The following is a 24,284-nucleotide window of genomic DNA, read 5'->3' as shown; positions in this document are numbered from 1 at the left end:
TTGATCCCGAGGTGCTGCTTAGGTTCGCGCGCCGATGTTCGGTTATTCCTTAGCGTCACAAATTTCTTGGGTTGACCGGCGATCGTCTGTCGAACGAAAGCCATAACCCAAACCATGGATGCTGGAGGTTCCGAGTATGTCGGGGACTGCTCTTGTTTTTGGAGGAACCGGACTTGTCGGCAGAGCGCTTGTCGACTTGCTAATACGTGACGAACGCTGGGAACGCGTTGTTTGTGTCGATCGCAAGCCAATTAGGTACGAAGGACATAAGGTTGTCCAGGTTCTGGCGGACAAGGGTTCTATCGAAGCGGTCGCCACGAACCTTTGCGCGGACACAGTGTTTTGTTGCCTTGGAACAACTCAGAAAGTGGCCGGGAGTCGTGAGGCATTCCGCGAGATCGACCATGACTATGTCCTGCAATGCGCCCGAATTGCGTATCGAAAGGGGGCCACGCGGTTTCTTTTAGTATCTTCAATGGGAGCAAGGATCGGGTCTATCAGTTACTATGCACATGTCAAAGGCGAGACAGAACGTGACCTCGCCAGGATTGGGTATCCTGCTGTCGATATACTTAGACCGTCTTTGTTGCTGGGTGATCGCTTGGACCATCGGTTCAAAGAAAAATGGGCCGGTCGCATTATGCCTCACTTTAATTTTCTTCTATGTGGTCCACTCAAAAAATATCGACCTATCAAGGCCAGCCAGGTCGCGCGGGCAATGGGCACAATCGCCCATACCGCCGCGAACGGAGTCACCGTGTACACCAGTGACAAGCTAGAAAGTATCTGAGGCCTGTGTCAGCTCGCAGCCATTTTCAACATCTGCCGCGTGTTTAACAGCGCCGCGTCGAAGGCGTCTTGCTCACGTGAGATTTTGACCATGATGCTCGCGCCGACCCAAAGAGCGTACAGATTGGCGGCGGCATCTTCACTGGACGATGGAGGGCGCAGCGAACCGTCTTCTCTTCCAGTTTCGATTACATTTGCAAGGCGCGAGATAATACCGTCAGTTCCTTGCTTTAACGCATGACGCATGGTCTCTGAGAAGTCTGAAACCTCTGCTCCCAATTTGACGGCCAGGCATCTGCCCTGACAGTCGTTAAACCTCTGGTGTTCGCGCCAATTGGCAAAATACAGCATGAGTTTTTCGCCCGGCGTGAGCCCTTGCATGCCAAACATCTCGTCCATTTCGGCATGATAGGCATCAAAGTAATCGTCTAATACGGCGGCACCGAATGCGTCCTTAGACGCAAAGAAATGATAGAATGACCCCTTGGGAACGCCAGCTGACTTCAGGATTTCGGCAAGCCCTACGGCGCTGAAACCTTTTTGGCCGATCAAGGTCTGGCCCGCTGTAACGATATTAGACCGTGTGTTCATGTGTTTACTTCAGGCGAATTTGATTTCACTAGTCGAACAGTCTAATAACAATCTTCTCTGTTCGCAATGTCTCAGTTGGCCACAAAATATTCTATGCCAGTATGGTGGGAGTCAAAAAGTAATGACTAGACGACCGGTCTAATAAAGTATAGTGGAAGTGCTCACCGACCTTACCCTGCGGCGACTCACTCCTCTCGTTGCTGCAAGCCAGGGAAGGGCGGACACACATATAAGCAACATTTATGGATCATAATCATGAAAATCCTGATGGTTCTCACTTCGCATGACAAACTCGGAGATACCGGGATGAAAACCGGGTTTTGGCTCGAAGAGCTGGCGGCTCCGTATTACGTTTTCAAAAACGCAGGAGCTCAGATCACACTGGCGTCTCCCAAGGGCGGAGTGCCGCCTCTTGACCCCAAAAGCGCAGATGAAGGTTTCCAGACAGATGCCACACGGGCATTTGAGGCAGATGCAGAGGCAATGGCTCAATTGGCGACGACTAAAAAGCTGGCGGACGTCAATGCAGAAGACTATGATGCGCTCTTCTATCCCGGCGGCCACGGTCCGTTGTGGGATCTTGCCGAAGACGCGAAGTCGATTGCCCTGATCGAAGCGTTCCATGGTGCTGGTAAACCTGTGTCGTTGGTTTGCCATGCCCCCGGCGTCTTGAAAAACGTCAAAGGCCCTGATGGCCAGCCGCTGGTCGCGGGCAAGACTGTGACGGGCTTCACAAACTCTGAAGAAGCTGCTGTGGAATTGACTGAAATCGTACCCTTTTTAGTTGAAGATATGCTCAAGGAAAACGGTGCTGAATTTTCTTCCGGAGAGGATTGGATGCCGCATGTCGTCGAAGATGGGTTGTTAATCACTGGCCAAAATCCTGCGTCATCGGAAGATGCGGCAGCAATTTTGTTGGCTGCTGTAAGCTAACCATTTCTTCAGGGCCGCCTTCGGACGGCCCTGATACTTTTGTTCCGTCTGACTGTTTCTTAAGTCATTCTATGACGCCCGGACTTTCGCCAGATTGCGACCTGTTCACCAATCTCGTTTTCGTCAGTTGCATGGGTTCGTCGGTTCACTTAGAGTACAGCGTAAGTGTATTTTCAGAATTGTATTTTATCCAAGTCGCAGTAATCGATAGAAACTGCGTTGTAAAAACTCAGAGCCGCCTTTCGCAGCGCCCTTCAGTGAGGAGAAACACATGCCCTCGACGATCATTTTGAACACTGAAAATGGTACCTTGAACGGGGACGCCACGGGCGCAGGTGATGATCTGGATTTGCTGGATGGTTCTGTTGAAGAACCTGGTGGTGATCCGTCTATTGGATCCGCCTTTTACAATCAGCAGATTTCCTTGAACGAAGATTTTACGTTCACATTGAATGCTACCTTAACGGGTGCAGATGGGTTTGCTGTTGTGCTTCACAACGACGCTGACGGTGTGAACGCATTGGGTGGGGTTGGTCGGCAAATCGGTACTGGGGGAATTGACGATGGTATTGGGATCGAATTTGACACGTTTTTAAATGACGCCGTAACCGGAGGTGACGAAACTTCGGATAACCATAGCCATATCGTCGACACAGACGGAAACATTTTTCAATCCTCCAGTGATATTTCGGCGCCGAACAATGCGCTGCCTGTCGATCTGAATGATGGGAATGAACACTCATACGTTATCAGCTGGGATGCCAGTTCGCGAACAATGACATGGTCAATTGACGGGACACAGGTCGGTTCACGAACATTCACTGAGGCGGAGCTAGACAGCTTTCTGACTGACGACCGTTCGGTTTTTATCGGGCTGACTTCGGGTAATTTTCTTGATGGCGATACTCAGATTTCGGATGCGACGCTCACGGCTACTTTTGTCTGCATTCAAGGCGACGCGATGATTGCGACGGACCAAGGCCAGATAGCGATAAAGGACCTCTCAGTGGGGGATCGGGTCCTGACCGACTCGGGTGAATACGAAGCGATCCGGTGGATAGGTTCACGTGTCGTGAAACTGGAAGAGCTTTTGGCCAATCCCAAGCTTTTGCCGGTCCGCATCCGAGCTGGTGCTCTTGGGCGAGCCTTGCCCGTAAAAGACCTTTTGGTATCGCGACAGCATCGGATGAAGGTCTCATCGAAGATTGCACAGCGGGTAACTGAGAGTCAGGATGTCTTGATTCCGGCGTTCCGACTGACAGAATTGCCCGGTATCGAAGTGGCCGACGACGTAAAAGAGGTCAGCTATTTCCATATCCTTTGCGATCGGCATGAGGTGATATTTGCCGAAAGCGCACCGACCGAGACGATGTTGCCGGGCGCCCAAGCAATGCTTTCACTGACCGCTGCTCAACGTGAGGAAATCTTGACGATCTTTCCGGAACTGTCCCTCGAGATTGGTCATTGGCAGCCAGCGTTTCCTATTCCGTCGGCTCAGCATCAAAAGCGCATTGTTGAGCGGCATGGTAGGAACGAAAAACCTATTTTGACGTTCTGATACCTAAGGATATTGGCGGTCCGTCGGTGCGATCTGATTGTCTTGCCAGTGTCTCAGGCCGGAACTGTGCAAAGATGCGACCAATCGGCTATTAAACGAAAACAGTCGAGGTGTGGTACGCCGTGTACCGAGGTCGCTGAAAGCACGGATGCCCTATTTCCCACAATCGTCTGGTGTAGGTCTTAGTTGTGAATTTGTCCCGAGCGGACAACAATCTGTCCTGCCGAACTCTTAACGAGTTACGACGTTTGCCCAATATTTACGAGGCCAAACTCAATAAATGATCTCGGCAGTGCTAACGGAGGACGAAGCTCATGTCTGTTCAAAACGTCGTTGAAATCGAACCGGTCGGACCTGCTCTTTCTGGGGTGCTTGGCAAGCTGCAGGCGGCTTACCGTGCTGATCCTGCACCAAGCTACGAGCAGCGGGTAGACCGACTGAGCCGGCTGCACGCCGGTTTGATGGAATTCAAAGACAAGATCATCGACGCGGTCGATCAGGACTTCGACGGCCGCGCCCATGCCGAGACGATGCTGGCTGAAATCCTGCCAATTCTGGAAGGCATCAGATATTACCGCAAGAACCTGCGCAAGCTGATGGGTCAGTCCAAGCGCCATCTGCCGTTGATGCTGATGGGGGCGCATGCCAAGGTCCACTATCAACCGTTAGGAGTGGTTGGCATCGTGGTGCCGTGGAATTTCCCCGTATTCCTCGGACTCTCGCCGCTGGTGGGTGCGCTGGCCGCGGGCAACCGGGCGATGATCAAGACGTCGGAATTTGCGCCTAATACCGCTGACACACTGACCGAGATGATCTCTAAGCATTTCACCGATGAAGAGGTCGTGGTGATCAATGGCGATGTCAGCGTTGCCACGGAATTTACCAAGCTGCCTTTCGACCATTTGGTCTTTACCGGCTCGACCCCAGTTGGGCGCATCGTAATGCGCGCCGCAGCCGAGAACTTGACGCCGGTTACTCTGGAGTTGGGGGGCAAGTCTCCGGTCATCATTCATGATGAGTTTGAAATCGAGGAAGCCGCCAAGCGGGTCGTGTTTGGCAAGGGTTTGAACGCGGGTCAGATCTGTGTGGCCCCCGACTATGTGATGGTCCCGCGTGGCAAGGTTGACGCCTTTGTTGCAGCGTTCGTCAAAGCGTTTTCGCGCCGTTATCCGACGCTTGCGGCGAACAATGACTATACCTCGATCATCACCGAGCGCCAGCGCGACCGGCTGTTAGAGAATATCGAGGACGCCAAGGCCAAAGGGGCCACAGTCACAGCGATCAACCCGTCGAATGACAACTTTGAAGGTACGCGAAAACTGCCGATGCATCTGGTTACAGACGTGACGGAAGACATGCGTGTGATGCAGGAAGAGATATTTGGTCCGATCCTGCCGGTCATTTCATATGACACGTTGGACGACGCGATTGCCTATGTGAATGACCGTGATCGCCCGCTGGCGCTGTACTACTTCGATTGGGACAAAGCCCGCGGCGAGAAGATTCTGAACGAAACCCACTCGGGCGGTGTCTGCATCAACGAGGTTGTCACCCATGTGGCCGTTGATGACATGCCCTTTGGCGGCGTTGGTCCGTCGGGGATGGGGCATTACCACGGCAAGGAAGGGTTCCTGAACTTCTCGAAAGCCAAGGGCGTTGTGCGTAAGGGTAAGCTGGACGGTAACCAGTTTGTCGGCGCGCCGTGGGACAACAAGATGTTCAAACTGCTGGTCAATTTCCAGCTGCGCCGCTTCAAAAAGCCCTAACCGCGGCCTTCCAACCCTGCGATATGTTCTGACCCCTATCAAAGGCGTTTAGGGGCGCGGTCAGGCTGTGCTCTGAGCGCTGTCACAGGGTGCGGCAACCAAAAGACATAGCGGTGGCACTAAGCCGCCGCCTGACAAAAACACCGTGTTTTGGAGGAGCACAGACTATGGCTGTATTCAGTGATCAACCCGTTCGAACCCTTGAGGATATCAAACGGCTGGAAACCGATCTGACCCTGGATCAACGCCTACCCGAACGCAGTATTCTTGAGGTGTTCGAGGCCAGCGCCGCCGCCTATCCCGACAAGACCGCCCTGACCATGCTGATGACCGGTGCCGAAGACGAACAGGCGCGGCGGGTCACCTATGGTCAGTTGCTGGGGCTGATCCGGGGCGCGGCCAATATGTTTGCCGATCTTGGCGGCCCCGCGCCCGGCGTTGCCTATATGCTGCCCTCGCTGATCGAGACCTACGTGACCCTCTGGGGCGCCGAAACCGCCGGTTACGCGGTTCCGATCAACTTTTTGCTGCAGGTCGAGAGCATCGTTGACCTGCTGCGTGCCTCCGAGGCGAAAATTCTTGTGACGCTCGGGCCGCATCCGCAACTGGATATCTGGGAAAAGTCGCTGGAAATCCGGGACCAGATCCCCGGCCTGATCCTGGTGCGCATCGCGCCTCCGGGGACGCCGCCGGTCGATGGTGTGGTGGATTTCGCTGAAGCCATCCAGGGCCAACCCATGGATCACCTGACCTTTGGCGCAGCGCGTTCGGGCGATGATGTGGCGGCCTATTTCCATACGGGCGGCACGACGGGCGTGCCCAAGCTGGTGGCTCATACCCATCGCGGGCAACTGGTGGCGGCCTTTGGCGGCGCAACCATGTGCGGATACCGCCCCGACGACGTGTTGACCGCAACATTGCCGCTGTTCCATGTGGCCGGAACAATTGCCGCCGGGCTCAGCGCGTTCATGTGCGGTGTCGAACTGGTGGTGATGTCGCCGGGCGGGCTGCGTACGCCGACGATTGTGTCCGGGTTCTGGCGTCTGGTGGAACAGCATAAGGTCACGCTGGTTGGCGGTGTTCCGACCGCGCTGGGTGCGGTTCTGCAGGTTCCGGCCGACGGGTATGACCTCAGCCGCGTGCGGGCCGGTCTGACTGGGGCGGCCTTGCTGCCCCCTGCGGTCGGAGCGCATTTCCGCGAGGTGACAGGTGCGACCTTGTTTGAACTTCTGGGCATGACCGAGGCTTCGGGGCTGGTCAGTATTGATCCGCTGTCGGGCACCGGGGCCGTCAGTTCGGTCGGCTGGCCGCTGCCTTATTCTCAGGTGGATATCCTGCGCCTGACAGCAGAGGGCGCGTTGGGCGATACCTGCGACGTGGGTGAGATCGGCGTGATCGCCATCAAAGGCGCGCATGTCTCGCCCGGCTATCGCGACGCGAGCCAGAATGCGGGCGTGTTTGAGGGCGGATACCTGAACTCGGGCGATCTGGGATACAAGGACGCGGACGGGCGGATTTACATTGCGGGCCGGTCCAAGGATCTGATTATCCGCAGCGGTCACAACATCGATCCGGCCATGATCGAAAATGTCCTGACCGACCACCCCGCCGTGGCCATCGCCGCCGCCGTGGGCAAACCCGACGCCTATGCCGGAGAGCTGCCGGTATGTTTCGTGCAGCTGATCGACGGGGCCGAGGTTACGATGGACGAGCTGCAGGAACACGCCCACGCGCATATTGACGAGCGCCCGGCTTGGCCCAAGCAGATCTACATCGTGGATGAGGTTCCGCTGACCACGGTGGGCAAAATCTACAAGCCCACCCTGCGCCTTGAGGCGGCGAAACGCGCCGTGGCCGAACTGGTCCGCTATGAACACAATCTGCCCGAGGCGCAGATTGCCGTCACCGATGGTGGCGCGCGCGGGATGCATGTGACGGTGACGCTGCCCGAGCAGAACCGCGCGGATATCCCAAAGGTTCAGGATGCCCTGGCCGAATATCTGTTCTCGGCGACGGTCGAAATCGGATAACCCAAACCAGCCGGGGAAAGGCGTCGTACGGCGCCTTCCCCATGCCAGCACCCAACCTGTTCCAAATCACAACGCAAACGGAATTCCCCAACACCCAAGTCGATACCCCTCTCGACGTAACGTTCAACTTTCAGGCGCTTTTATCGCGGGACGCCACGTGTTTTCTCGCACTCAAACCAAAACAAGCGCCAGAATCATCACGGAGGCTGCGGCCATGAAAACCGAAATCACCGAACTCTTTGGTATCGAACGCCCGATCCTGCAGGGCGGTATGCATTATGTGGGCTTTGCCGAACTGGCTGCTGCTGTCTCGAATGCGGGCGGGCTTGGCACGATCACTGGGCTGACCCAGAAAACACCCGCCGATCTGGCCAATGAGATCGCGCGCTGCAAGGACATGACCGACAAGCCCATCGCGGTGAATGTGACCTTTTTGCCCACCGTTAATGCGCCGGACTATCCGGCCATCATCAAGACGATCATCGAAGGTGGCGTCACCGTGGTTGAAACCGCCGGGCGCAACCCGTCGCAGGTGATGCCGTATCTCAAGGATGCCGGGATCAAGGTGATCCACAAATGCACCTCGGTCCGTCATGCGCTGAAAGCGCAGGAAATCGGCTGCGATGCCGTCTCGGTTGACGGGTTCGAATGCGGCGGCCATCCGGGTGAGGATGACGTGCCCAACATGATCCTGCTGCCCCGCGCTGCAGATGAGCTGGAAATCCCCTTTGTTGCATCCGGCGGTCAGGCCGATGGCCGCTCGCTGGTGGCCTCGCTGGCGATGGGCGCGTCGGGTATCAATCTGGGCACTCGCTTTGTGGCCACTAAAGAAGCTCCCGTGCACCAGAACGTCAAAGATGCCATCGTCGCCGCGACCGAGCTGGACACACGCCTGGTCATGCGTCCGCTGCGCAACACGGAACGGGTTCTGACCAACCCGGCGGTCGAACGTATTCTGGCCACTGAAAAGGCAAAGGGCGATGCCATCCAATTCGAGGACATCATTGATGAAGTGGCTGGTGTCTACCCGCGTGTCATGCAGGACGGGGACATGGATATTGGCGCCTGGTCCTGTGGCATGGTTGTGGGCCTGATCAATGACATCCCATCCTGTCAGGAGCTGCTGGATCGGATTATGTCCGAGGCTGATCAAATCATCGCCAATCGCCTCGCCGGGTATAACAACGCCTAATAGACCGGGCATAAGAAACCAACCAGCGGTAGGAGCGCAGAATGACCGACGAAAACGCAACCCAGCCAGGTGTAATCACGGAAAAGCTGGGATCAGCCCTTCGTGTGACCATGTCGAATCCGGGCAAGAAAAACGCGATCGACCGTGCGATGTATCTTGGCTTGGCCGACGCGCTGACCAACGCGGCGAACGACCCGGACATCCGGGTGGTCTGGCTGCGGGGCGCGGATGGGGATTTTACCAGCGGCAACATGGTGAGCGATTTCCACAATTCTGCGTCCGGCGATCATCCTCCGGTCGTCGCTTTTCTGGAAGCGCTGATTAAGTTTCCCAAGCCGATCGTTGCTCAGGTCGAGGGTGTCGCCATCGGTGTCGGGACCACCATGTTGATGCATTGTGACCTGATCTACGTGGCCGAAGAAACTCTGTTTCGTATGCCCTTCGTCAACCTTGGGTTGGTGCCCGAAGCTGGTTCCAGCTATATCGTGCCGCGATTGATGGGGCAGGCTAAAGCTGCCGAGTTGCTTTTGCTGGGCCGGATGTTCTCGGCGCAGGAAGCGTTGGAAACAGGACTGGTTAGCCGGGTCGTCAGCCCGGAAGATCTGGAAACAACCGTGGCCGCGGCTGTTGCTGAACTCGGCGAGCTGCCACCCAATGCGGTTATGAAAACCAAAGCACTGTTGCGTCGCCCTCTGACTGGCGACCTTTGGAGCCGGGTGACGGAAGAGTTGGTAGACTTCGGAGAAGCGCTGCAAAACGATGAATTCAGCGAAGCTTTCTCGGCGTTCGTAGAAAAGCGCAAACCGGTCTTCAAATAAGCCAAGCGTTGCCGGGGAGCGGGCGACGTATCCCGCGCGATTCGGGCGTGTGCGGCCGCATGGGTATCTTTATCTGTGGCTGCACATGTCGTCGCGCAATCGTGAAGATGCAGCGGTCAGCTCCAAGTCGAGTCAAGGGCGTCGAAGGCCGCTTCGACATTCGGGTCCTTTTTCTTGGCGGACAATGTCACAAACCGCAGACAGGTTTCGATTCTCACGCGATCTGAAACGGCCAGCCCTCGGTTTTGCATTTCTTCCAGTGCAATGGATTCTCGGCACAGGCTGAGGCCAATGCCGGACCGAACCATTGCCAGCATCGAAGGCTCCTGATCGACAAGGCAAACCGGTTCGGGTTGGGTGTCGAGGTCACCATAAATTCTGGTAAGCAGCCGTTGATGTACGGAATTCTGGGGCGTCCCAATCCATGGCATTGTGGCCAATTCGGACCAATCTTTTCCCTGAATACGGTTTCGCCATCCAGCGGGCGCGATGACGCGATAAGTGAACTTGGTCAGTTCTCGCTGATAAAAAAGCGAGCCGGTCTGGTCTTCGGTCTTGGGCTCAAATTCTTCCAATTCCCCAAGAAAAAAGCCGACATCCAGCTGATCGTTGATCAGCCGATTGATCACATCTCCGCTTATCCCGTGAACCAGTTTGGTCTGCAGATCAGGGTACCCATCTACCAAGGCAGCCAGGAACGTACCCAAGCGAATGAAATCGGGATCGACGATTGTACCCAGACGCAAGGACCCGCGTACATTGCCATTGATCCGCCGCGCAGTCTGGCCAAATTCCGATATCGCATTCTGAACCTTCTCGGCCTTGGCCACAAGCGCTTCACCGTCGCGTGTCAGTTCAACCCCCTTGGAGGTTCGGTGAAACAATTCCAACCCGGTGTCTTCGGCCAGTCTTTTAAGCTGGAGGCTGACGGCTGGCTGGGTCAGGTGCAGGCGCTTTGCCGCGCGCGAGATGTTGCCTTCCTGCGCAACGGCGACGAAGGCGTTCAAAATGCGGATGTCGGTAATTGGTCTCATATTAACTCTGCTTATATCACTTGGTATGATTAGTCATTGGATTTGTTTTGTTTGGATTTGGCAGATTGAGGTCAACCCAAGGAGGAGGCATCCATGACGACGACTGCAATTGGCCACTATATCAATGGCGAGGTTTATGGTGGTGCGCGCACCAACACTCAGGACGTGTTCAACCCGGCGACGGGGGCTCTGACGGGGCAGGTTGATCTGGCCTCGGTTGGGGATGTGGACAAGGCGGTTGCGGCGGCGAAGGCTGCGTTTCCGGCCTGGTCGAACATGCCTCCGATCCGCCGCGCGCGGTTGATGAACAAGTTCCTGAACCTGCTGAACGAGCACAAGGACGAGCTGGCCCGCGCCATCACCGCCGAGCATGGCAAGGTCTTCACCGACGCCCGCGGCGAGGTTGAGCGCGGCATTGATATCGTCGAGTTCGCCTGCGGCATCCCGCAGCTGCTCAAGGGCGATTTCACCGATCAGGTGTCGACCGGCATCGACAACTGGACCCTGCGCCAGCCGCTGGGCGTGGTGGCGGGCGTGACCCCGTTCAACTTCCCGGTCATGGTGCCGATGTGGATGTTCCCGGTCGCCATCGCTGCAGGCAACACCTTTGTCCTGAAGCCCTCGCCGACCGACCCGACACCGTCGCTGATGTATGCCGAACTGATGAAAGAGGCCGGCTTCCCCGATGGCGTCTTCAACGTGGTGCAGGGCGACAAGGTGGCCGTGGACGCGCTGCTGGAGCACCCCGACGTGCAGGCGATTTCCTTCGTCGGCTCGACCCCGATTGCGAATTACATCTACGAGACCGGCGCCCGTCACGGCAAGCGCGTGCAGGCGCTGGGTGGGGCCAAGAACCACATGCTGGTGATGCCCGATGCCGATCTGGACAAAGCCGTCGACGCGCTGATGGGCGCGGCCTATGGCTCGGCCGGCGAGCGCTGCATGGCGATCTCGGTGGCCACGCTGGTGGGCGACGTGGCCGACAAGATCGTGCCGATGATCGCGGAACGTCTGGCCTCGCTGAAGGTCAAGAACGGGGTCGAGATGGACGCCGAGATGGGCCCGATCGTCACCAAGGCCGCGCATGAACGGATCACCGGCTACATCGCCAAAGGTGTCGAAGAAGGCGCTGATCTGGTGGTCGATGGCCGTGGCTACACGGTTGAAGGTCACGAGGATGGCTATTGGATGGGCGGCAGCCTGTTCGACAATGTCACCAAGGACATGACCATCTACAAAGAGGAAATCTTTGGCCCGGTTCTGTCCTGTATCCGCGTCGACAGCTTTGCCGAGGGCGTGCAGCTGATCAACGACCACGAGTTCGGCAACGGTGTGAGCATCTTCACCCGCGACGGCAACGCCGCGCGCGAGTTCGGGCGTCAGATTCAGGTGGGCATGGTCGGTGTGAACGTGCCGATCCCGGTGCCGATGGCCTGGCACGGCTTTGGCGGCTGGAAGAAGAGCCTGTTCGGCGACACCCACGCTTACGGCGAAGAGGGCGTCCGCTTCTACACCAAGCAGAAGTCGATCATGCAGCGCTGGCCTGAAAGCATCTCAAAAGGCGCTGAGTTCACAATGCCCGTCGCGCGCTGATTGTCTGGTTGGGAGGAGGAACCATGCAAAAACCCGAAGACGAAAAACTGGAAGGCGGTCCCCTGTCGGGGATCACCGTTCTTGACTTCTCGCGCGTACTGGCAGGGCCGTATTGCACCATGGTGCTGGCCGATCTGGGCGCGCGGGTGATCAAGGTTGAAAAGTTCGGGACAGGCGACGACACGCGCGCCTTCCCCCCCTTTATCGACGCTGAAAGCGCCTATTTCATGTGCTTCAACCGGGGCAAGGAAAGCATCGTTCTGGATGTGAAATCACCCCGTGACCGTGAATTGCTGGAGCGCCTGCTGGACACATCCGATGTTCTGGTCGAAAACTTCCGCCCCGGCGTGATGGATCGCCTCGGCTATGGCGCGGAACGGCTGGCCAAGACGCATCCGCATCTGATCTATGCCTCGATCTCGGGCTTTGGCCATTCCGGTCCGATGACCGATCTGCCCGGCTATGACATGGTTGTGCAGGCCATGGGCGGCGTCATGAGCCTGACCGGCTGGCCCGGCGAACGCCCGGCGCGCGTCGGCACCAGCTTTGGCGATCTGGGCGCGGCCCTGTTCGGTGTGATCGGCATCCTGTCGGCGCTGTATAAACGCACCAAGAACGCACAGGGCGAGCGGGTCGATATCGGCATGCTGGACTGTCAGGCCGCGCTGATGGAAACCGCGCTGGCGCGGTATGATGTCGAAGGCGTCGTGCCGACGCGCACCGGCGACTGCCACCCCTCGCTGGCCCCGTTCGAGACGTTTCAGGCCAAGGATGAACGCTTTGTCATCGCCGCCGGGAACGACCAGTTGTTCCTGCTGATGGCCGATGCGCTGAACGCGCCCGATCTGGCGATGGACCCGGATTTTGCGTCCAACGACCTGCGGGTGCGCAACCGTCCCAAAATGGTTGAGGCGATCGAAGCCGTTACCACCAAAATGCCGATGGAACACTGGCTGGACGCGCTGAACGAGGCCGGTGTGCCCTGCGGCCCGGTCAACACCATCGACAAGCTGCTGGACCATCCGCAACTGCTGTCGCGCAACATGATCGTGCAGGTCGAGGGCAAGGGCAAAAAGCCGTTCCGCACCGCTGGCAATCCGATCAAGCTGTCGGCCTACAAGGATATGGACCCTGACCAGGCGCAGGTCGCGCCGGGGCTGAACCAGCACCGCGAAGCAATTCTGGCCGAAAAGATGGCGGATTTCGAATCCTACGATCAGAACCGCTCGGCCAAGGTCAAGCACAGCGATGAAGCGCCCGCCGAGGGCACCAACTGGACCGATTTTGGTCTCAAGAACTGAATCAGATTCCGGGAGAAAACTCATGACGACCAACAAGACCAAGGCCAAAGCCGCCGACACTGCCAAAAAAGCCGCACCCGCAGCCAAATCCGATCGCATCGCGCTGGAGGAGATCATTGTCGAGCGTCGCGAAAGTGTTGGCCTGATCACGCTGAACCGGCCCAAAAGCCTGAACGCACTGAACCTGCAACTGGCCGCCGAGGTGATGCAAACCCTCAAGGAATTCGACGCCGATGACCGCATCGGTGCCGTGGTCATCACCGGCAGCCCCCGCGCCTTTGCTGCGGGTGCCGATATCGAGGAAATGGCCGAAAAGCACCTGGTGGACCTGCTGGCAAATGACATCTTTGCCGACTGGGATCAGATGCGGTTCATCAAGAAACCGGTGATTGCAGCGGTCAGCGGCTTTGCGCTGGGTGGCGGGTTTGAACTGGCGCTGATGTGCGATTTCATCATCGCCAGCGAAGACGCGCAATTTGGTCTGCCAGAGATCAAACTGGGCATTCTGCCGGGTATTGGGGGTTCTCAGCGCCTGACCAAATCGATTGGCAAAGCCTTTGCGATGGACCTGATCCTGACCGGGCGGACAATTGGCGCGGCCGAAGCCAAGGAATCGGGCATCGTCGCCCGCGTGGTTCCTACCGAAGATCTGCTGCAAACTGCACTGGAGGCTGCACATCAGATCGCCGGTCTGAACGCCCCTGCCGTGGCAATGGCCAAAGAAGCAGTGAACAACGCGCTTGAGACAGGGCTGACCCCGGGTGTGCTGCATGAACGCCGCCTGTTCCAGGCCGCGTTCGCGACCGATGGCCAAAAAGAAGGCATGGCGGCGTTTATCGCCAAGCGGGCACCCGTATTCCGCAACCGCTGAGGCATGGCGAAACAAGCCATGTCATTGGTCAATGTTGAAAAACAAGGGCGTTCAGGCATCATCTGCCTGAACCGCCCCGAGGCGATGAACGCCCTGAATCTTGAGATGATCCGCCAGATAGACGCGGCCCTGGACCAGTTCCAGGACGATCCAGCCGTGTTCTGCGTGGTTCTGACATCCTCCAGCGACCGGGCCTTTTGTGCCGGGGGCGACATGCGCCGGGTGCGCGAGCTGGTTCTCGCCGACCAGCTGGACGAAGCCGAGCAGTTCTTTCGGGAGGAGTACGCCCTGATCGAACGGATCGCCGGGTTTTCTAAACCTTATATCTCGGTGATTGATGGGATTTGCATGGGCGGCGGAATGGGCTTGTCGGTGCACGGAGCTTACCGTATCGCGACAGAGCGTGCGCTGTTTGCCATGCCGGAAACCGCAATCGGGTTCGTTCCCGATGTGGGCGGCAGCTATTTCCTGTCACGTATGCCGCATCATTGCGGTGTCTGGATGGGCCTGACCGGGGCCTCGGTTCGTGGGTTTGATGCGCACGGTCTTGGGATTTCGACCCATATGACGGGGACAGAATCCCTGCCTGCACTGATGAAGGCCTTGTGTCATTCAGATCACTCGATCGACGATATCCTAACTGATTTGTGCGTCACGAACGTAAACCAACCAAGTATATTGATGTTGTCCGATACGACCGGCTGTTTCAGTCCCCTTTCACTAAGCACCATTGCCGAATGCCTTCAAAAACGCCCCAGTAAACGCAAAGAGGCGGCTCTTAGGGCTCTGCGAAAGGCGTCTCCGCGTAGCTTGCTGGAATCCCTGAACCTGTTGCGCAATGGAAAACACCTGACTTTATCCGAATGTCTGGAACAGGAATTCGAAGCTATGCGGATGGCCATACGCCACCCCGATCTTATAGAAGGTGTCCGGGCAGTGCTGGTGGACAAGGATCACAGCCCGAACTGGCATTCGCGCAGTAACTAATATTAAGGGCGCTGACCTTCCGGCAACAGGAAGGACTGCGATGACGCAAGGCTCAGAAGATTTAAACTGCGTGATCGCGGCGGACGGTTTGGCCAAATGTGATTTGGCTAATCGCTCTTCGAAAAACCCTCAGAACAAGGTGTACTGCTCAAGGGTGGGCAAGAATACCTGTATCTGGACGTAAATCCTCGTCGGTTATTTGTGTTACATGAGTAGTCCCCCGACCGATTGTGGCGTCAGGGCCCGGGGCAGGATGGGTTGATCGCGCTCGCGCTGAACGAACCGCAGTACGGTTGGGACGATGTGCACCGAGCCGGCTACTTGTCGGATATGAAACACGGCGCGTGATTGAGTTCATGGGCTGTGACTATCCTGCGCATGGACCCGTGGCATTGTCTGTAGGTACAATGAAACCGGAGCCTAAGAACAGCCGGAATGAGTGATGCTGCAAGTCTCAAACCTGATAAATTCCCATACCGAGTGGCTGACCGACCGCGTGATCCACTATGCGCATAAAAGGGACTATACTCAGTTCTCATCCACCCTGCGTGAAGCTTGGAGGATTTCGGTCATCGGGCTAAGCGAACCTCTGGTCGATTTGATTGAAACCGCTCATTCTAAAACGCTGCCTCATGAAGCTATGCTGGATCACGCTTCTGAGTTTGGGGTGCAGCAGGGGCTCAAACATCGGGCGCGTGGAATAAACATAGTGGACTTCGTCGGGCTGATGAAGCTGTACCGAAACGCCTATCTGGATTTGGTGGTCGAAAAATCCAACCCGGACAATCAGCGCGAGGAGCTGCGCAACCTGATTTTGGAACTTTTTGATGCTATGGAGACCGGTCTGATCAAGACGTGGCAAGCGACGAACAGTTCTGATCGGCTAGAAGAACTTCAGACGCTTAACCGATCGTTGAGTAACGAAAAGAACAAATACCTGACCGTGTTCGAGAGTATAGCTGAGCCCGCGATCTTGCTGGACAGCGAGAACAAACCCACACATGTCAATGTCGCGGCCAATCGTCTTCTATTGGGTCAGATGCAATCCGGTGCTGGATACTACACCGAAATTCAGTCGGTGGCTTTGTCGCAGATCGTTGCGAAATTGTTGAGCGCCCGTGGTCCGTCGCTGGAGCCTGTTGTGCTTGATACCCCACACGGCGCCCGCTCTTTCGATGTTGCTATCCAGGAAATGCTTGATGTCAGTGAGAAATTTGCAGGGCGCGTTATTATTCTGCAAGACATCACAGACTACCTGAAAGCCATAGATGCCGCTCGCGAGGCCGACCGCGCCAAGACCGTGTTTCTGAATACGATCAGCCATGAAATCCGAACTCCGATCAACAGTATTCTGGGCTTGACCCGCCTGTTGGAAGAAGACTTGGCTCCGGCTACCAACGACAAGCTACTCAGTATCCGGGCGTCGGGTACGGTTCTGGCCTCACTGATTGAAAATGTGCTGGGTCTGTCCAAGGCGGAAAACGGCGCATTGCAACGCGTGGATCAGGATTTCGACCTTGATGAACTTTGCAGTTCTATTGCGCAGATTGTTTGGGTGCATCAGCCTTCGGAGCAGTCACAGTTCAAGCTGCGGATCGCTCCCGAAGTATCGCGGCATTTGAACGGTGATATGCACAAGTTGCGGCAGGTTTTGTTGAACCTGTTGTCCAATGCGCGCAAATACGCGGGCGAGGGCGAGGTGGTTCTCAATGTCACGGCTGAGGGCTGCGGAGCACCTGATAGAACACGCCTGATGTTCAAAATTGTAGATTCCGGTCCCGGAGTTCCGGAAAGCGCCGTATCCGATCTTTTTGAGCCGTTTACGCAAATCGCGCAGGGCGACAAATTGGGGCTGAATACGGGGACAGGGTTGGGGCTGGCGATCAGCCACCGATTGGTGAGTTTTCTGGGCGGACGGTTGGAATATTTGCCGAATCCCACGGGCGGCAGTATCTTTACATTTGCGATTGAAATGCGGGTGCTAACGGGAAAGACCCCCAGCCAACCCAGTGGCCGTAAGGTTCTTGTTGTCGAAGACGACCCGCTGAATGCCACTGTGATAGAGGGCTATCTGAGCGAGCTAGGAAATCACGTGGTTACAGCCAGCAGTTTCGCTCAGGCCAGAGACGTTCTGAAGAATCCAAATTTTGATGTTGTAATCACCGACTTTCAATTGGGCTCGCATACGGGGCTGGATGTGGCGCAGCATGTCAAGTCTGTCGGTGCGAATTACGGCCATAGCATTCCAGTAATTGTCGCAACAGCAGCTTTGCCGCAAGATGGGCTGAATATGTTGCGTAAATCGGGTATCAGCCGTTTTCTGGAGAAACCATTTACCAAGGCTGAACTTGGATCTGCTCTATCCGGCGCTATTGCTGCTGATGATACGCAATCGGAAACTGCCTCGATTCAAAACCCGATTGCAGATGCAAATCTAAGGCAAATCTTTGCCGATCTTGGTGTGCAAAGGGGGTGCGCGGTTGCGGACAGGTTCTTTGAAAGCTGTCCCGATTTGGTTTCCAAATTGAATGCTGCATTGATTGCGGGTGACCACTCGGGCATAGCCGAATTAACCCACCAATTGACCGGAGCTGCAGGATTTGTTGGTGCCATTCGGTTGGTTGCATTGGCGAAAGAGCTGAACCAACGCAGCAAAAATACCGACGATGCAACGTCCATCAAGCAAAAGCTGCATGAGGTCGAGACCGAAAGTCTGCGCGCAACCAAGGCGTTGCATGAGCTGGTGCAGGAATTGTCGAACGCCCCGAAAGCAGGGGCCTGACTGAATTATGGGTTTTGCGTCAGTCGTGCGCTGTCCTTCGCATGATGCTGCAGATAGGTGCGGATCAGGAACTGATCGTCTTTCGGCAAGCCGGTTCGGGGCCCCATCACCTTAAGGTGGCTGGACCACTGGTTCGCGGTGTAGTGATCGGGAATGCGGCGTTGATGACAGGCGGTGCAGCGCTTGGCGAACAGTGGCTCGGCGCGCGCCCAGATCTGGTTCAGATCGGATTGCAGCGCGGGGTCGTGTAGCCACCCGCGCAACTCGGTCCGGGTCCATGTCAGCCCGGTTTCCGGATCCTCCTGCGTGTCGGTCAGGATCAGATCGCCCACTGCCGATTTTGGCACCGTGGCCGACAGCACACGAATGCCGGGGGCTGCATAGATCACGCGTTCAGCCCCGGACTGGGTCCAGCCGGTGATACGGACCTGTACCCAATCGTCCTGACGGCTCAGAACCTGTAGCGGTGTCGCAACAAAGACCCGGCCGGGCTTGCCATCGGTTGAAGGGGTTAGGTGGATGGCGCCCATCTGATCCAGATACTGCAGATCGGGGTCGGCTTGTGCGACTTCGGTCAAACCAAGAGCCGCGCAAAGAATAAGGAGTCGGTACAGACTAAACATTTCGGCACCTGAAGGGAAAAAGGCGCGCGCCCGAAAGCGCGCGCCAGTAGGGAGGTTAGGATCAGCCCTCTGCCGGGGCGGTAAAGACGTTCACCTCGGGCAGTTCGCCGGTGTATTTCTCGACTTCTGCCATGCCGGTGTGACCGCAGTTACCCTGCGCCAGGCTGGATGTACCGCGACCAACAGTCAGACAGTTGACGTCGCCATATGCGTCCAGCGAGCCCAGCTCACCGCCATTGACCGGATCGTACCAGCCGCCTTCGAAGATGCGGATCACGCTGGGGCGGATATCGTCCGAGACGATGGCCCCCACCAGAACCTGACCGCGATCGTTGAAGACGCGCACGATATCCCCATCCGCGATGCCACGGGCGGCGGCGTCCTGCGTGTTGATCATGCAGGGCTCACGTCCGCCAACCACGTATTTCTCGCGGGTGACCGTGCCGCACAGCTGCGAGTGCAGACGGAATTGCGGGTGGGCCGAGTCAATGTGCAGTGGGTAAGGCGCGTTGCCACCAAGACGCTCTTCGGGTTCGTACCATGTCGGGTGCGGACCACAGTCGTCATAGCCCATCTTCTCGATATTGCGTGAGAAGATCTCGATCTTACCGGTCGGCGTGCCCAGCGGCTCCAGCAGCGGATCGTCGCGGTAATCAGCATAGCGGACGAACTGCTTGGCGCTTTCGGGGATGTCGAAGACCACCACACCAGCGTCCCAGAACTCGTCAAAGCTGGGAACGTCAATGCCTTTGCCCGGACCCTGTTTGGCGGCGTCTTCGTAGAAGCTCTGGATCCAGCCCATCTCGTCCTTGCCTTCGGTAAAGGCGTCACCAGCACCCAGACGGGTGGCAATCTCGGTGAAGATGTCAAAGTCGGTGCGGGATTCGAACACCGGATCGACGATCTTCTTCATGCCCAGGATCGCCTTGAGCGAGTAGTCCCCGATATGCTCGATATCGTTGCGCTCGTAGGATGTGGTGGCGGGCAGAACGATGTCGGCAAAGCGCGCGGTTGCGGTCCACTGGAAGTCCTGCACAACAACCGTTTCCAGTTTCTGCCAGGCTTCGACCATACGGTTCCGGTCCTGCTGGTGCGAGAACGGGTTGCCGCCGGTCCAGTAGACCATCTTCACTTCGGGGAAGGTGGTGCGGGTGCCGTTAAAGTCGAACTCTTCGCCCGGACGTTCCAGCATCTCGACAATCCGGCTGACCGGGATCGAGGCTGCGCCGGCCTGTGTCAGCCATGCTGCGCCTTCGACCGCTGCGCCGCCATCCGAGATACCCGGCAGAACAACCGAGTCCGCCGACGGTGCGCCACCGTTGGCATAGTGGTAGCTGAGGCCAAAGCCGCCCCCCGGCAGACCAATCTGACCCAGCATCGAGGCCAGAGTGACCAGCATCCAGTGCGACTGTTCGCCGTGGTGCTGACGCTGGATCGACCAGCCCGAACCCAGCATGGTGCGGTTGCTGGCGAACAGGGCAGCCAGTTCCTTGATCTGCTCGGCAGGGACTTCGCAGATTTCCGCAGCCCATTCCGGTGTCTTGGCAACGCCGTCGCTTTCGCCGGTCAGATAGGGCAGGAAGTCTTCAAAGCCTGCGGTGTATTCGTCCAGGAAGTCAGCGTCATGCAGGCCCTGCGCATACAGCTCATGCGCGATACCCAGCATCATGGCGACGTCGGTATGCGGGCGGATCGGAATCCACTCGGCATCGAAGAACTTGGCTGTTTCCGTGCGGATCGGGTCGATGACGATGACCTTCTTGCCGGTTTTGCGGAACTCTTCGTAGTAGGGATAGGTGTCGTGGTCGGCCACGGTCCAGCCGATCTGGTTGGTTTTGACCGGGTCGGCGGCCCAGAAGACCAGCACGTCGGTGCTTTCGATCAGCACAGGCCAGACGGTTTGCTGTTCGTACACTTCCAGCGTGCCCATCACGTGCGGCATGATGATCTGGCTGGCGCCGGTCGAATAGTCGCCCGAGCTGTTTACGAACTTGCCTTCCAGACCGACGTTCAGCGCACGGCGCAGCAGGTTCTGACAGTTATGCAGCTTGCCCGAGCTTTTCCAGCCATACGAACCCGCATAAACGCCGGTCGGACCATACGTGTCGCTGACGCGTTTGAGTTCATTGGTGACCAGTTCCAGCGCCTGATCCCAGCTGACGCGCACGAATTCTTCGTTGCCGCGGCCTTCGGGGTTCGCACCTGCGCCACCTTCCAGATAGGCCTTGCGGACCATCGGGTATTTGATGCGCGAAGGCGAATAAACGCTGTCCATGACACCTTCGAGCATTTCACTGGGATGGGGGTCTTGTTCCCAGGGGCGGATTTTGGTCCAGACGCCGTCTTCAACGGTGCCGTAGAACGCTCCCCAGTGCGAGCCCGACAGGACTTCACCCGAGGTCGCGGCATGGGCCGCACCTGCACGCAACAATGCCGGAGCAAACGCGCTGAAGACACCCAGCGATGTGGCCCCTTTCAGCAGACTGCGACGTGACAGTTTGGTGGATGTATTAATGGACATTCTTCCCTCCATTACTTCGTCAAACGGGTCGAAAGGACTGGCCTTTCGGGTTTCTGATGCGGCCCCCCGTCTTGGGTGTAGGGGATCGCTGTGTGGTGTGGCTGATCCGACCTTCAGGTCGGGTCACGCTGCGGTTTGGGCCGCCTGTGCGTCGTCCCGACCAAGCGCCAGAGCGGCGCGGGCGGTTTCCGCGATCAGGGCGGGGTCGCGCTGCTGCTCACAGCGATGCGCGAATTGGGGCAGCCAGGTCAGGACGTATCGGTCCAGGAACTCTGACGGTGTCAGTGGCAGGTCGTCCTCCTGATCGGCGCGGTCCAGCAACTCGGCCATGACCTGAAGCTGAACGCCCAGATGGTCAGGGGGTTCCTTCAGATCGGTGGGCAGACGCATGTCCATCTCTTGCAGAAGGGCGGCCATGTCGCGGGCGGGTTCTTGAAACAGCCGCCCGCTGTCACTGAGGTAGATCGAGGCATAAGGCAGAGCCCCGTGCTTGCCGCCCATGTCGAAGATCCGGCTGTAGGCGCGGACGATCCGATCATGCAGTGCGTCCAGGTCTTGTCCTTCGGCCATCTCGTCAGTGATCCACTGCACCAGAGGCTTCAGCGCGGGATAGGTGGCGCATTCTGCCAGGAACCTCAGACCATCGTCGCTGCGATAAGCCAGTAGTTCGGGCCGGGTCGGGGGGCACAGCAGAAGCTGTGCCAACCACCGATAGGCTGCGCTGCGGGGCAGGGGTTCGGAACGATCAGCCATGGCTACCCGCTCCGCCTGTGTCCTTGGCGTTCAGCTGGAGGTATTTCTGAAGAATACGGTATTCTTCCTTGTCCAGCGTGATGAACCGTTTCATTGCTTTCAAAGAGCCAATCCACTGGTTCGCCAACGAGTGTCCCGGATCAGGTTTCGAGTGGCAGGTGCCGCAGCTGGCGGAATACATCTCGGATGTATATGTCCACAGCTGGTCCACGTCCGAGATCAGATCCTTGTCAGCCACCCAGCCGTCCAGGCTGACCTTGTGCCAGACCAGATCGGTGTCCGGGTCGGTTTCGGTGCCATGGTTCTGAACCAGGTCAATCTTGGCCTTTTTCACCGTCGCCTCAAAGATCCGCTGACCGCGCAGAGCATAGACAACCTGTCCGACGCCATCCTGCTGCCAACCTTCAACCTGGATGTTAACCGCCCCCTTGCTGCGATCTTTCACATGCATATGGGTTGCAGCCAGAACCTGACCGATGACGTTTTCACCTGCGGCCGCATCCGCAGCGGTTTCATAGAGCGGTACAGTTTTGATCGGGTACAGATCGTCACCGGATGCGCCATGGGCAGCTTCGGCTGTCAGGTCTTCGAATTTCTTCTTATACCCTTGCGACAGGTCGGGCAGTTTGTGCGCGATGCCTTTGTGACAGTCGATACAGGTGTCACCCCGTTCGAACCCGGCCTGCATCAGCTCGGCCGCTTTGGGGCTTTGCAGTTTGAAGTCCATATGCTCGACCGCGTGACAGTTGCGGCATTCCAGCGAATCGTTGGCCTCCATCGTGGCCCAGACGCTTTGCGCCATTTCGGCCCGGTGGGCTTCGAATTTTTCAGGTGTGTCGATAACGCCCGTTACAAAATGGCCGTAAAGCTCCTGCGATGCCTGAATTTTGCGGATCACCTTGGGGAACCACTTTTTCGGCACATGGCAGTCAGAACAGACCGCACCCACGCCGGATGCGTTCATAAAGTGAGGGGATTCCTTGTATTCCTTGTATACATTGTCCCGCATTTCGTGACACGAAATGCAGAACTCCATTTCGTTTGTGGCTTCCATCGCGGTGTTGAAACCGCCCCAGAAAATGACCCCGGCAATAAAGCCGCCGATCATGATGAAGCCAAAAGACAGGGCACCTGCAGGGCCCCAGAATTTTCGCCAGATTCGTCCAATCATCTGTTTCGCCTCCGATTATGCGGTCAGCATAGGCGGGGGCTGTAAACACGGTTTTTTTGGTCTTTGAACGGTTGGTAAAAGTATGTAAACGTCATGTAAACGCGCGGAGCCAAACAACATGCAAGCCAAGCAAATCCTGATCGTCGAGGACGATCCGACCAGCCTTGAGGCGATGGCAGGATATTATGAAGTCGAAGGCTACCGGGTCGTCCGTGCCCACGACAGCGACGAAATGGAGCGCGAACTTAAGCGGCATGTGATTGATCTGGTTGTCCTGGATATTCGCCTGCCCGGAAAGGACGGGCTGACCCTTTTGCGTGAATTGCGGGCAGAATCGGATGTACCCGTAATTGTCGCCAGTGCGCGCGGCGAGGACGTGGACAGGATCGTCGCGTTGGAGATTGGTGCTGATGACTATTTGCACAAGCCCGTCAACCTGCGCGAATTGTTGGTGCGGACAAAGAACATACTGCACAGGGTCGCAATGCCTGCTGTTCCTCATTCGGAACAGGATGAGGTGCTCGAGTTCAATGGGCTTACTCTTGATCGCGGCGCACGCACGTTGACAGCAGCAAATGGAGAAGACGTTCACCTTACGCGCGGCGAGTTTGAACTGCTTAGCTATCTCGCCCAACGCCCCAAACGCGTGCTGCAACGAGATCAGTTGCTGGACTGTCTATCAGGTCGCGACTGGCAACCCTTTGATCGCACCGTAGATGTGATCATTGGACGGCTGCGGAACAAAATTGAAGAGAATTCAAAAGCGCCCGAAATTCTGGTGACCGTTCACGGGGTAGGTTACGTGTTCATGGGGGCTTAGCCCTTAACCTACCGTTAAACGCGAAAAGGCGCCCGTTTGGGCGCCTTTTTGTGTTTTATGTGCTTTGGATCAGTCGATCATGGGCAGGAGCTTGTCCAGCGACTGCTTGGCGTCGCCATAGAACATGCGGGTGTTTTCCTTGAAGAACAGC

At 57.1% G+C, this 24,284-nt stretch carries 20 protein-coding genes; 13 read left to right on the top strand and 7 right to left on the bottom strand.

The annotated features are described in order from the left end of the window. The first annotated feature begins 136 nt into the window (after positions 1–136). Complete coding sequence (locus J7380_RS18045) at positions 137–790, top strand: NAD-dependent epimerase/dehydratase family protein (RefSeq protein WP_209197355.1); 654 nt, start codon at positions 137–139, stop codon at positions 788–790. 8 nt (positions 791–798) lie between these two features. On the opposite strand, the gene J7380_RS18040 is transcribed toward J7380_RS18045, so the two are convergent. Further along, complete coding sequence (locus tag J7380_RS18040) at positions 799–1,380, bottom strand: TetR/AcrR family transcriptional regulator (RefSeq protein ID WP_209197353.1); 582 nt, start codon at positions 1,378–1,380, stop codon at positions 799–801. Positions 1,381–1,635: 255 nt separating this feature from the next. Here J7380_RS18040 and J7380_RS18035 point away from each other — a divergent pair, with 255 nt between their 5' ends. From J7380_RS18035 to J7380_RS18010, 6 genes are all read left to right on the top strand, one after another. Beyond that, on the top strand, positions 1,636–2,313 hold the full coding sequence (locus tag J7380_RS18035) for a type 1 glutamine amidotransferase domain-containing protein (RefSeq protein ID WP_209197351.1): 678 nt from the start codon (positions 1,636–1,638) through the stop codon (positions 2,311–2,313). 271 nt (positions 2,314–2,584) lie between these two features. Then, positions 2,585–3,871 (top strand): Hint domain-containing protein, encoded by a 1,287-nt coding sequence (locus tag J7380_RS18030; RefSeq protein ID WP_209197348.1) that lies wholly within the window; start codon positions 2,585–2,587, stop codon positions 3,869–3,871. A gap of 314 nt (positions 3,872–4,185) precedes the next feature. After that, a complete protein-coding gene (locus J7380_RS18025) occupies positions 4,186–5,637 on the top strand; it encodes a coniferyl aldehyde dehydrogenase (protein ID WP_209197346.1) in 1,452 nt (483 codons plus the stop codon). A 167-nt stretch (positions 5,638–5,804) separates the two neighbouring features. After that, positions 5,805–7,667: an AMP-binding protein gene (locus J7380_RS18020; protein ID WP_209197344.1), complete on the top strand. Its 1,863-nt coding sequence runs from the start codon at positions 5,805–5,807 to the stop codon at positions 7,665–7,667. A gap of 214 nt (positions 7,668–7,881) precedes the next feature. Further along, a complete protein-coding gene (locus tag J7380_RS18015) occupies positions 7,882–8,859 on the top strand; it encodes a nitronate monooxygenase family protein (RefSeq protein WP_170356416.1) in 978 nt (325 codons plus the stop codon). Between the two features lie 41 nt (positions 8,860–8,900). Beyond that, complete coding sequence (locus J7380_RS18010) at positions 8,901–9,677, top strand: enoyl-CoA hydratase (RefSeq protein WP_209197341.1); 777 nt, start codon at positions 8,901–8,903, stop codon at positions 9,675–9,677. Positions 9,678–9,793: 116 nt separating this feature from the next. On the opposite strand, the gene J7380_RS18005 is transcribed toward J7380_RS18010, so the two are convergent. Further along, a complete protein-coding gene (locus J7380_RS18005) occupies positions 9,794–10,711 on the bottom strand; it encodes a LysR family transcriptional regulator (protein WP_170356418.1) in 918 nt (305 codons plus the stop codon). A 93-nt stretch (positions 10,712–10,804) separates the two neighbouring features. Between J7380_RS18005 and J7380_RS18000 the strand changes: the two genes are divergently transcribed. The 5 genes from J7380_RS18000 to J7380_RS17980 all read left to right on the top strand — a co-directional run bounded on the left by J7380_RS18000 (position 10,805) and on the right by J7380_RS17980 (position 18,245). Continuing rightward, entirely contained in the window at positions 10,805–12,304 is a 1,500-nt protein-coding gene (locus J7380_RS18000) for a CoA-acylating methylmalonate-semialdehyde dehydrogenase (protein ID WP_209197339.1), read from the top strand. 23 nt (positions 12,305–12,327) lie between these two features. Continuing rightward, on the top strand, positions 12,328–13,605 hold the full coding sequence (locus tag J7380_RS17995; RefSeq protein ID WP_209197337.1) for a CoA transferase: 1,278 nt from the start codon (positions 12,328–12,330) through the stop codon (positions 13,603–13,605). Positions 13,606–13,702: 97 nt separating this feature from the next. Then, complete coding sequence (locus tag J7380_RS17990; protein WP_209197823.1) at positions 13,703–14,476, top strand: enoyl-CoA hydratase-related protein; 774 nt, start codon at positions 13,703–13,705, stop codon at positions 14,474–14,476. A gap of 18 nt (positions 14,477–14,494) precedes the next feature. Further along, positions 14,495–15,463: an enoyl-CoA hydratase/isomerase family protein gene (locus J7380_RS17985; RefSeq protein ID WP_209197335.1), complete on the top strand. Its 969-nt coding sequence runs from the start codon at positions 14,495–14,497 to the stop codon at positions 15,461–15,463. 442 nt (positions 15,464–15,905) lie between these two features. Next, positions 15,906–18,245 carry an ATP-binding protein gene (locus tag J7380_RS17980; RefSeq protein ID WP_209197327.1) on the top strand — a complete coding sequence of 780 codons (2,340 nt, stop codon included), beginning with the start codon at positions 15,906–15,908 and terminating at the stop codon, positions 18,243–18,245. Positions 18,246–18,250: 5 nt separating this feature from the next. On the opposite strand, the gene J7380_RS17975 is transcribed toward J7380_RS17980, so the two are convergent. The 4 genes from J7380_RS17975 to J7380_RS17960 form a co-directional block, all read right to left on the bottom strand. Next, positions 18,251–18,823 carry a hypothetical protein gene (locus J7380_RS17975; RefSeq protein WP_209197325.1) on the bottom strand — a complete coding sequence of 191 codons (573 nt, stop codon included), beginning with the start codon at positions 18,821–18,823 and terminating at the stop codon, positions 18,251–18,253. Positions 18,824–18,929: 106 nt separating this feature from the next. Beyond that, the gene (torA, locus tag J7380_RS17970) at positions 18,930–21,389 is read right to left on the bottom strand and encodes a trimethylamine-N-oxide reductase TorA (RefSeq protein ID WP_209197323.1); all 2,460 of its coding nucleotides are present in this window, start codon (positions 21,387–21,389) and stop codon (positions 18,930–18,932) included. A gap of 123 nt (positions 21,390–21,512) precedes the next feature. Further along, entirely contained in the window at positions 21,513–22,142 is a 630-nt protein-coding gene (locus J7380_RS17965) for a molecular chaperone TorD family protein (RefSeq protein ID WP_209197321.1), read from the bottom strand. Continuing rightward, positions 22,135–23,313 (bottom strand): NapC/NirT family cytochrome c, encoded by a 1,179-nt coding sequence (locus tag J7380_RS17960; protein WP_209197313.1) that lies wholly within the window; start codon positions 23,311–23,313, stop codon positions 22,135–22,137. The genes J7380_RS17965 and J7380_RS17960 overlap by 8 nt, the downstream gene beginning before the upstream one ends. 118 nt (positions 23,314–23,431) lie before the next feature. On the opposite strand from J7380_RS17960, the gene J7380_RS17955 reads away from it, so the two are divergent. Continuing rightward, positions 23,432–24,133: a response regulator gene (locus J7380_RS17955; RefSeq protein WP_209197304.1), complete on the top strand. Its 702-nt coding sequence runs from the start codon at positions 23,432–23,434 to the stop codon at positions 24,131–24,133. Positions 24,134–24,202: 69 nt separating this feature from the next. On the opposite strand, the gene J7380_RS20420 is transcribed toward J7380_RS17955, so the two are convergent. Continuing rightward, the coding region (locus J7380_RS20420) for an NAD(P)(+) transhydrogenase (Re/Si-specific) subunit beta (protein ID WP_247742633.1) at positions 24,203–24,284 on the bottom strand (82 nt) is incomplete at its 5' end.

The sequence above is a fragment of the Ruegeria sp. R8_1 genome (assembly GCF_017743815.1).
Lineage (GTDB): Bacteria > Pseudomonadota > Alphaproteobacteria > Rhodobacterales > Rhodobacteraceae > Ruegeria > Ruegeria lacuscaerulensis_A.
Note: the sequence above shows the minus strand (reverse complement) of the source record. Positions and strands in the feature narration are given on the sequence as shown.

Excerpts from the sequence above, each read along its gene's own strand:
- J7380_RS18045 (WP_209197355.1), top strand. The coding sequence starts at position 137 with ATGTCGGGGACTGCTCTTGTTTTTGGAGGAACCGGACTTGTCGGCAGA.
- J7380_RS18040 (WP_209197353.1), bottom strand. The coding sequence starts at position 1,380 with ATGAACACACGGTCTAATATCGTTACAGCGGGCCAGACCTTGATCGGC.
- J7380_RS18035 (WP_209197351.1), top strand. The coding sequence starts at position 1,636 with ATGAAAATCCTGATGGTTCTCACTTCGCATGACAAACTCGGAGATACC.
- J7380_RS18030 (WP_209197348.1), top strand. The coding sequence starts at position 2,585 with ATGCCCTCGACGATCATTTTGAACACTGAAAATGGTACCTTGAACGGG.
- J7380_RS18025 (WP_209197346.1), top strand. The coding sequence starts at position 4,186 with ATGTCTGTTCAAAACGTCGTTGAAATCGAACCGGTCGGACCTGCTCTT.
- J7380_RS18020 (WP_209197344.1), top strand. The coding sequence starts at position 5,805 with ATGGCTGTATTCAGTGATCAACCCGTTCGAACCCTTGAGGATATCAAA.
- J7380_RS18015 (WP_170356416.1), top strand. The coding sequence starts at position 7,882 with ATGAAAACCGAAATCACCGAACTCTTTGGTATCGAACGCCCGATCCTG.
- J7380_RS18010 (WP_209197341.1), top strand. The coding sequence starts at position 8,901 with ATGACCGACGAAAACGCAACCCAGCCAGGTGTAATCACGGAAAAGCTG.
- J7380_RS18005 (WP_170356418.1), bottom strand. The coding sequence starts at position 10,711 with ATGAGACCAATTACCGACATCCGCATTTTGAACGCCTTCGTCGCCGTT.
- J7380_RS18000 (WP_209197339.1), top strand. The coding sequence starts at position 10,805 with ATGACGACGACTGCAATTGGCCACTATATCAATGGCGAGGTTTATGGT.
- J7380_RS17995 (WP_209197337.1), top strand. The coding sequence starts at position 12,328 with ATGCAAAAACCCGAAGACGAAAAACTGGAAGGCGGTCCCCTGTCGGGG.
- J7380_RS17985 (WP_209197335.1), top strand. The coding sequence starts at position 14,495 with ATGTCATTGGTCAATGTTGAAAAACAAGGGCGTTCAGGCATCATCTGC.
- J7380_RS17980 (WP_209197327.1), top strand. The coding sequence starts at position 15,906 with ATGCTGCAAGTCTCAAACCTGATAAATTCCCATACCGAGTGGCTGACC.
- torA (WP_209197323.1), bottom strand. The coding sequence starts at position 21,389 with ATGTCCATTAATACATCCACCAAACTGTCACGTCGCAGTCTGCTGAAA.
- J7380_RS17965 (WP_209197321.1), bottom strand. The coding sequence starts at position 22,142 with ATGGCTGATCGTTCCGAACCCCTGCCCCGCAGCGCAGCCTATCGGTGG.
- J7380_RS17960 (WP_209197313.1), bottom strand. The coding sequence starts at position 23,313 with ATGATTGGACGAATCTGGCGAAAATTCTGGGGCCCTGCAGGTGCCCTG.
- J7380_RS17955 (WP_209197304.1), top strand. The coding sequence starts at position 23,432 with ATGCAAGCCAAGCAAATCCTGATCGTCGAGGACGATCCGACCAGCCTT.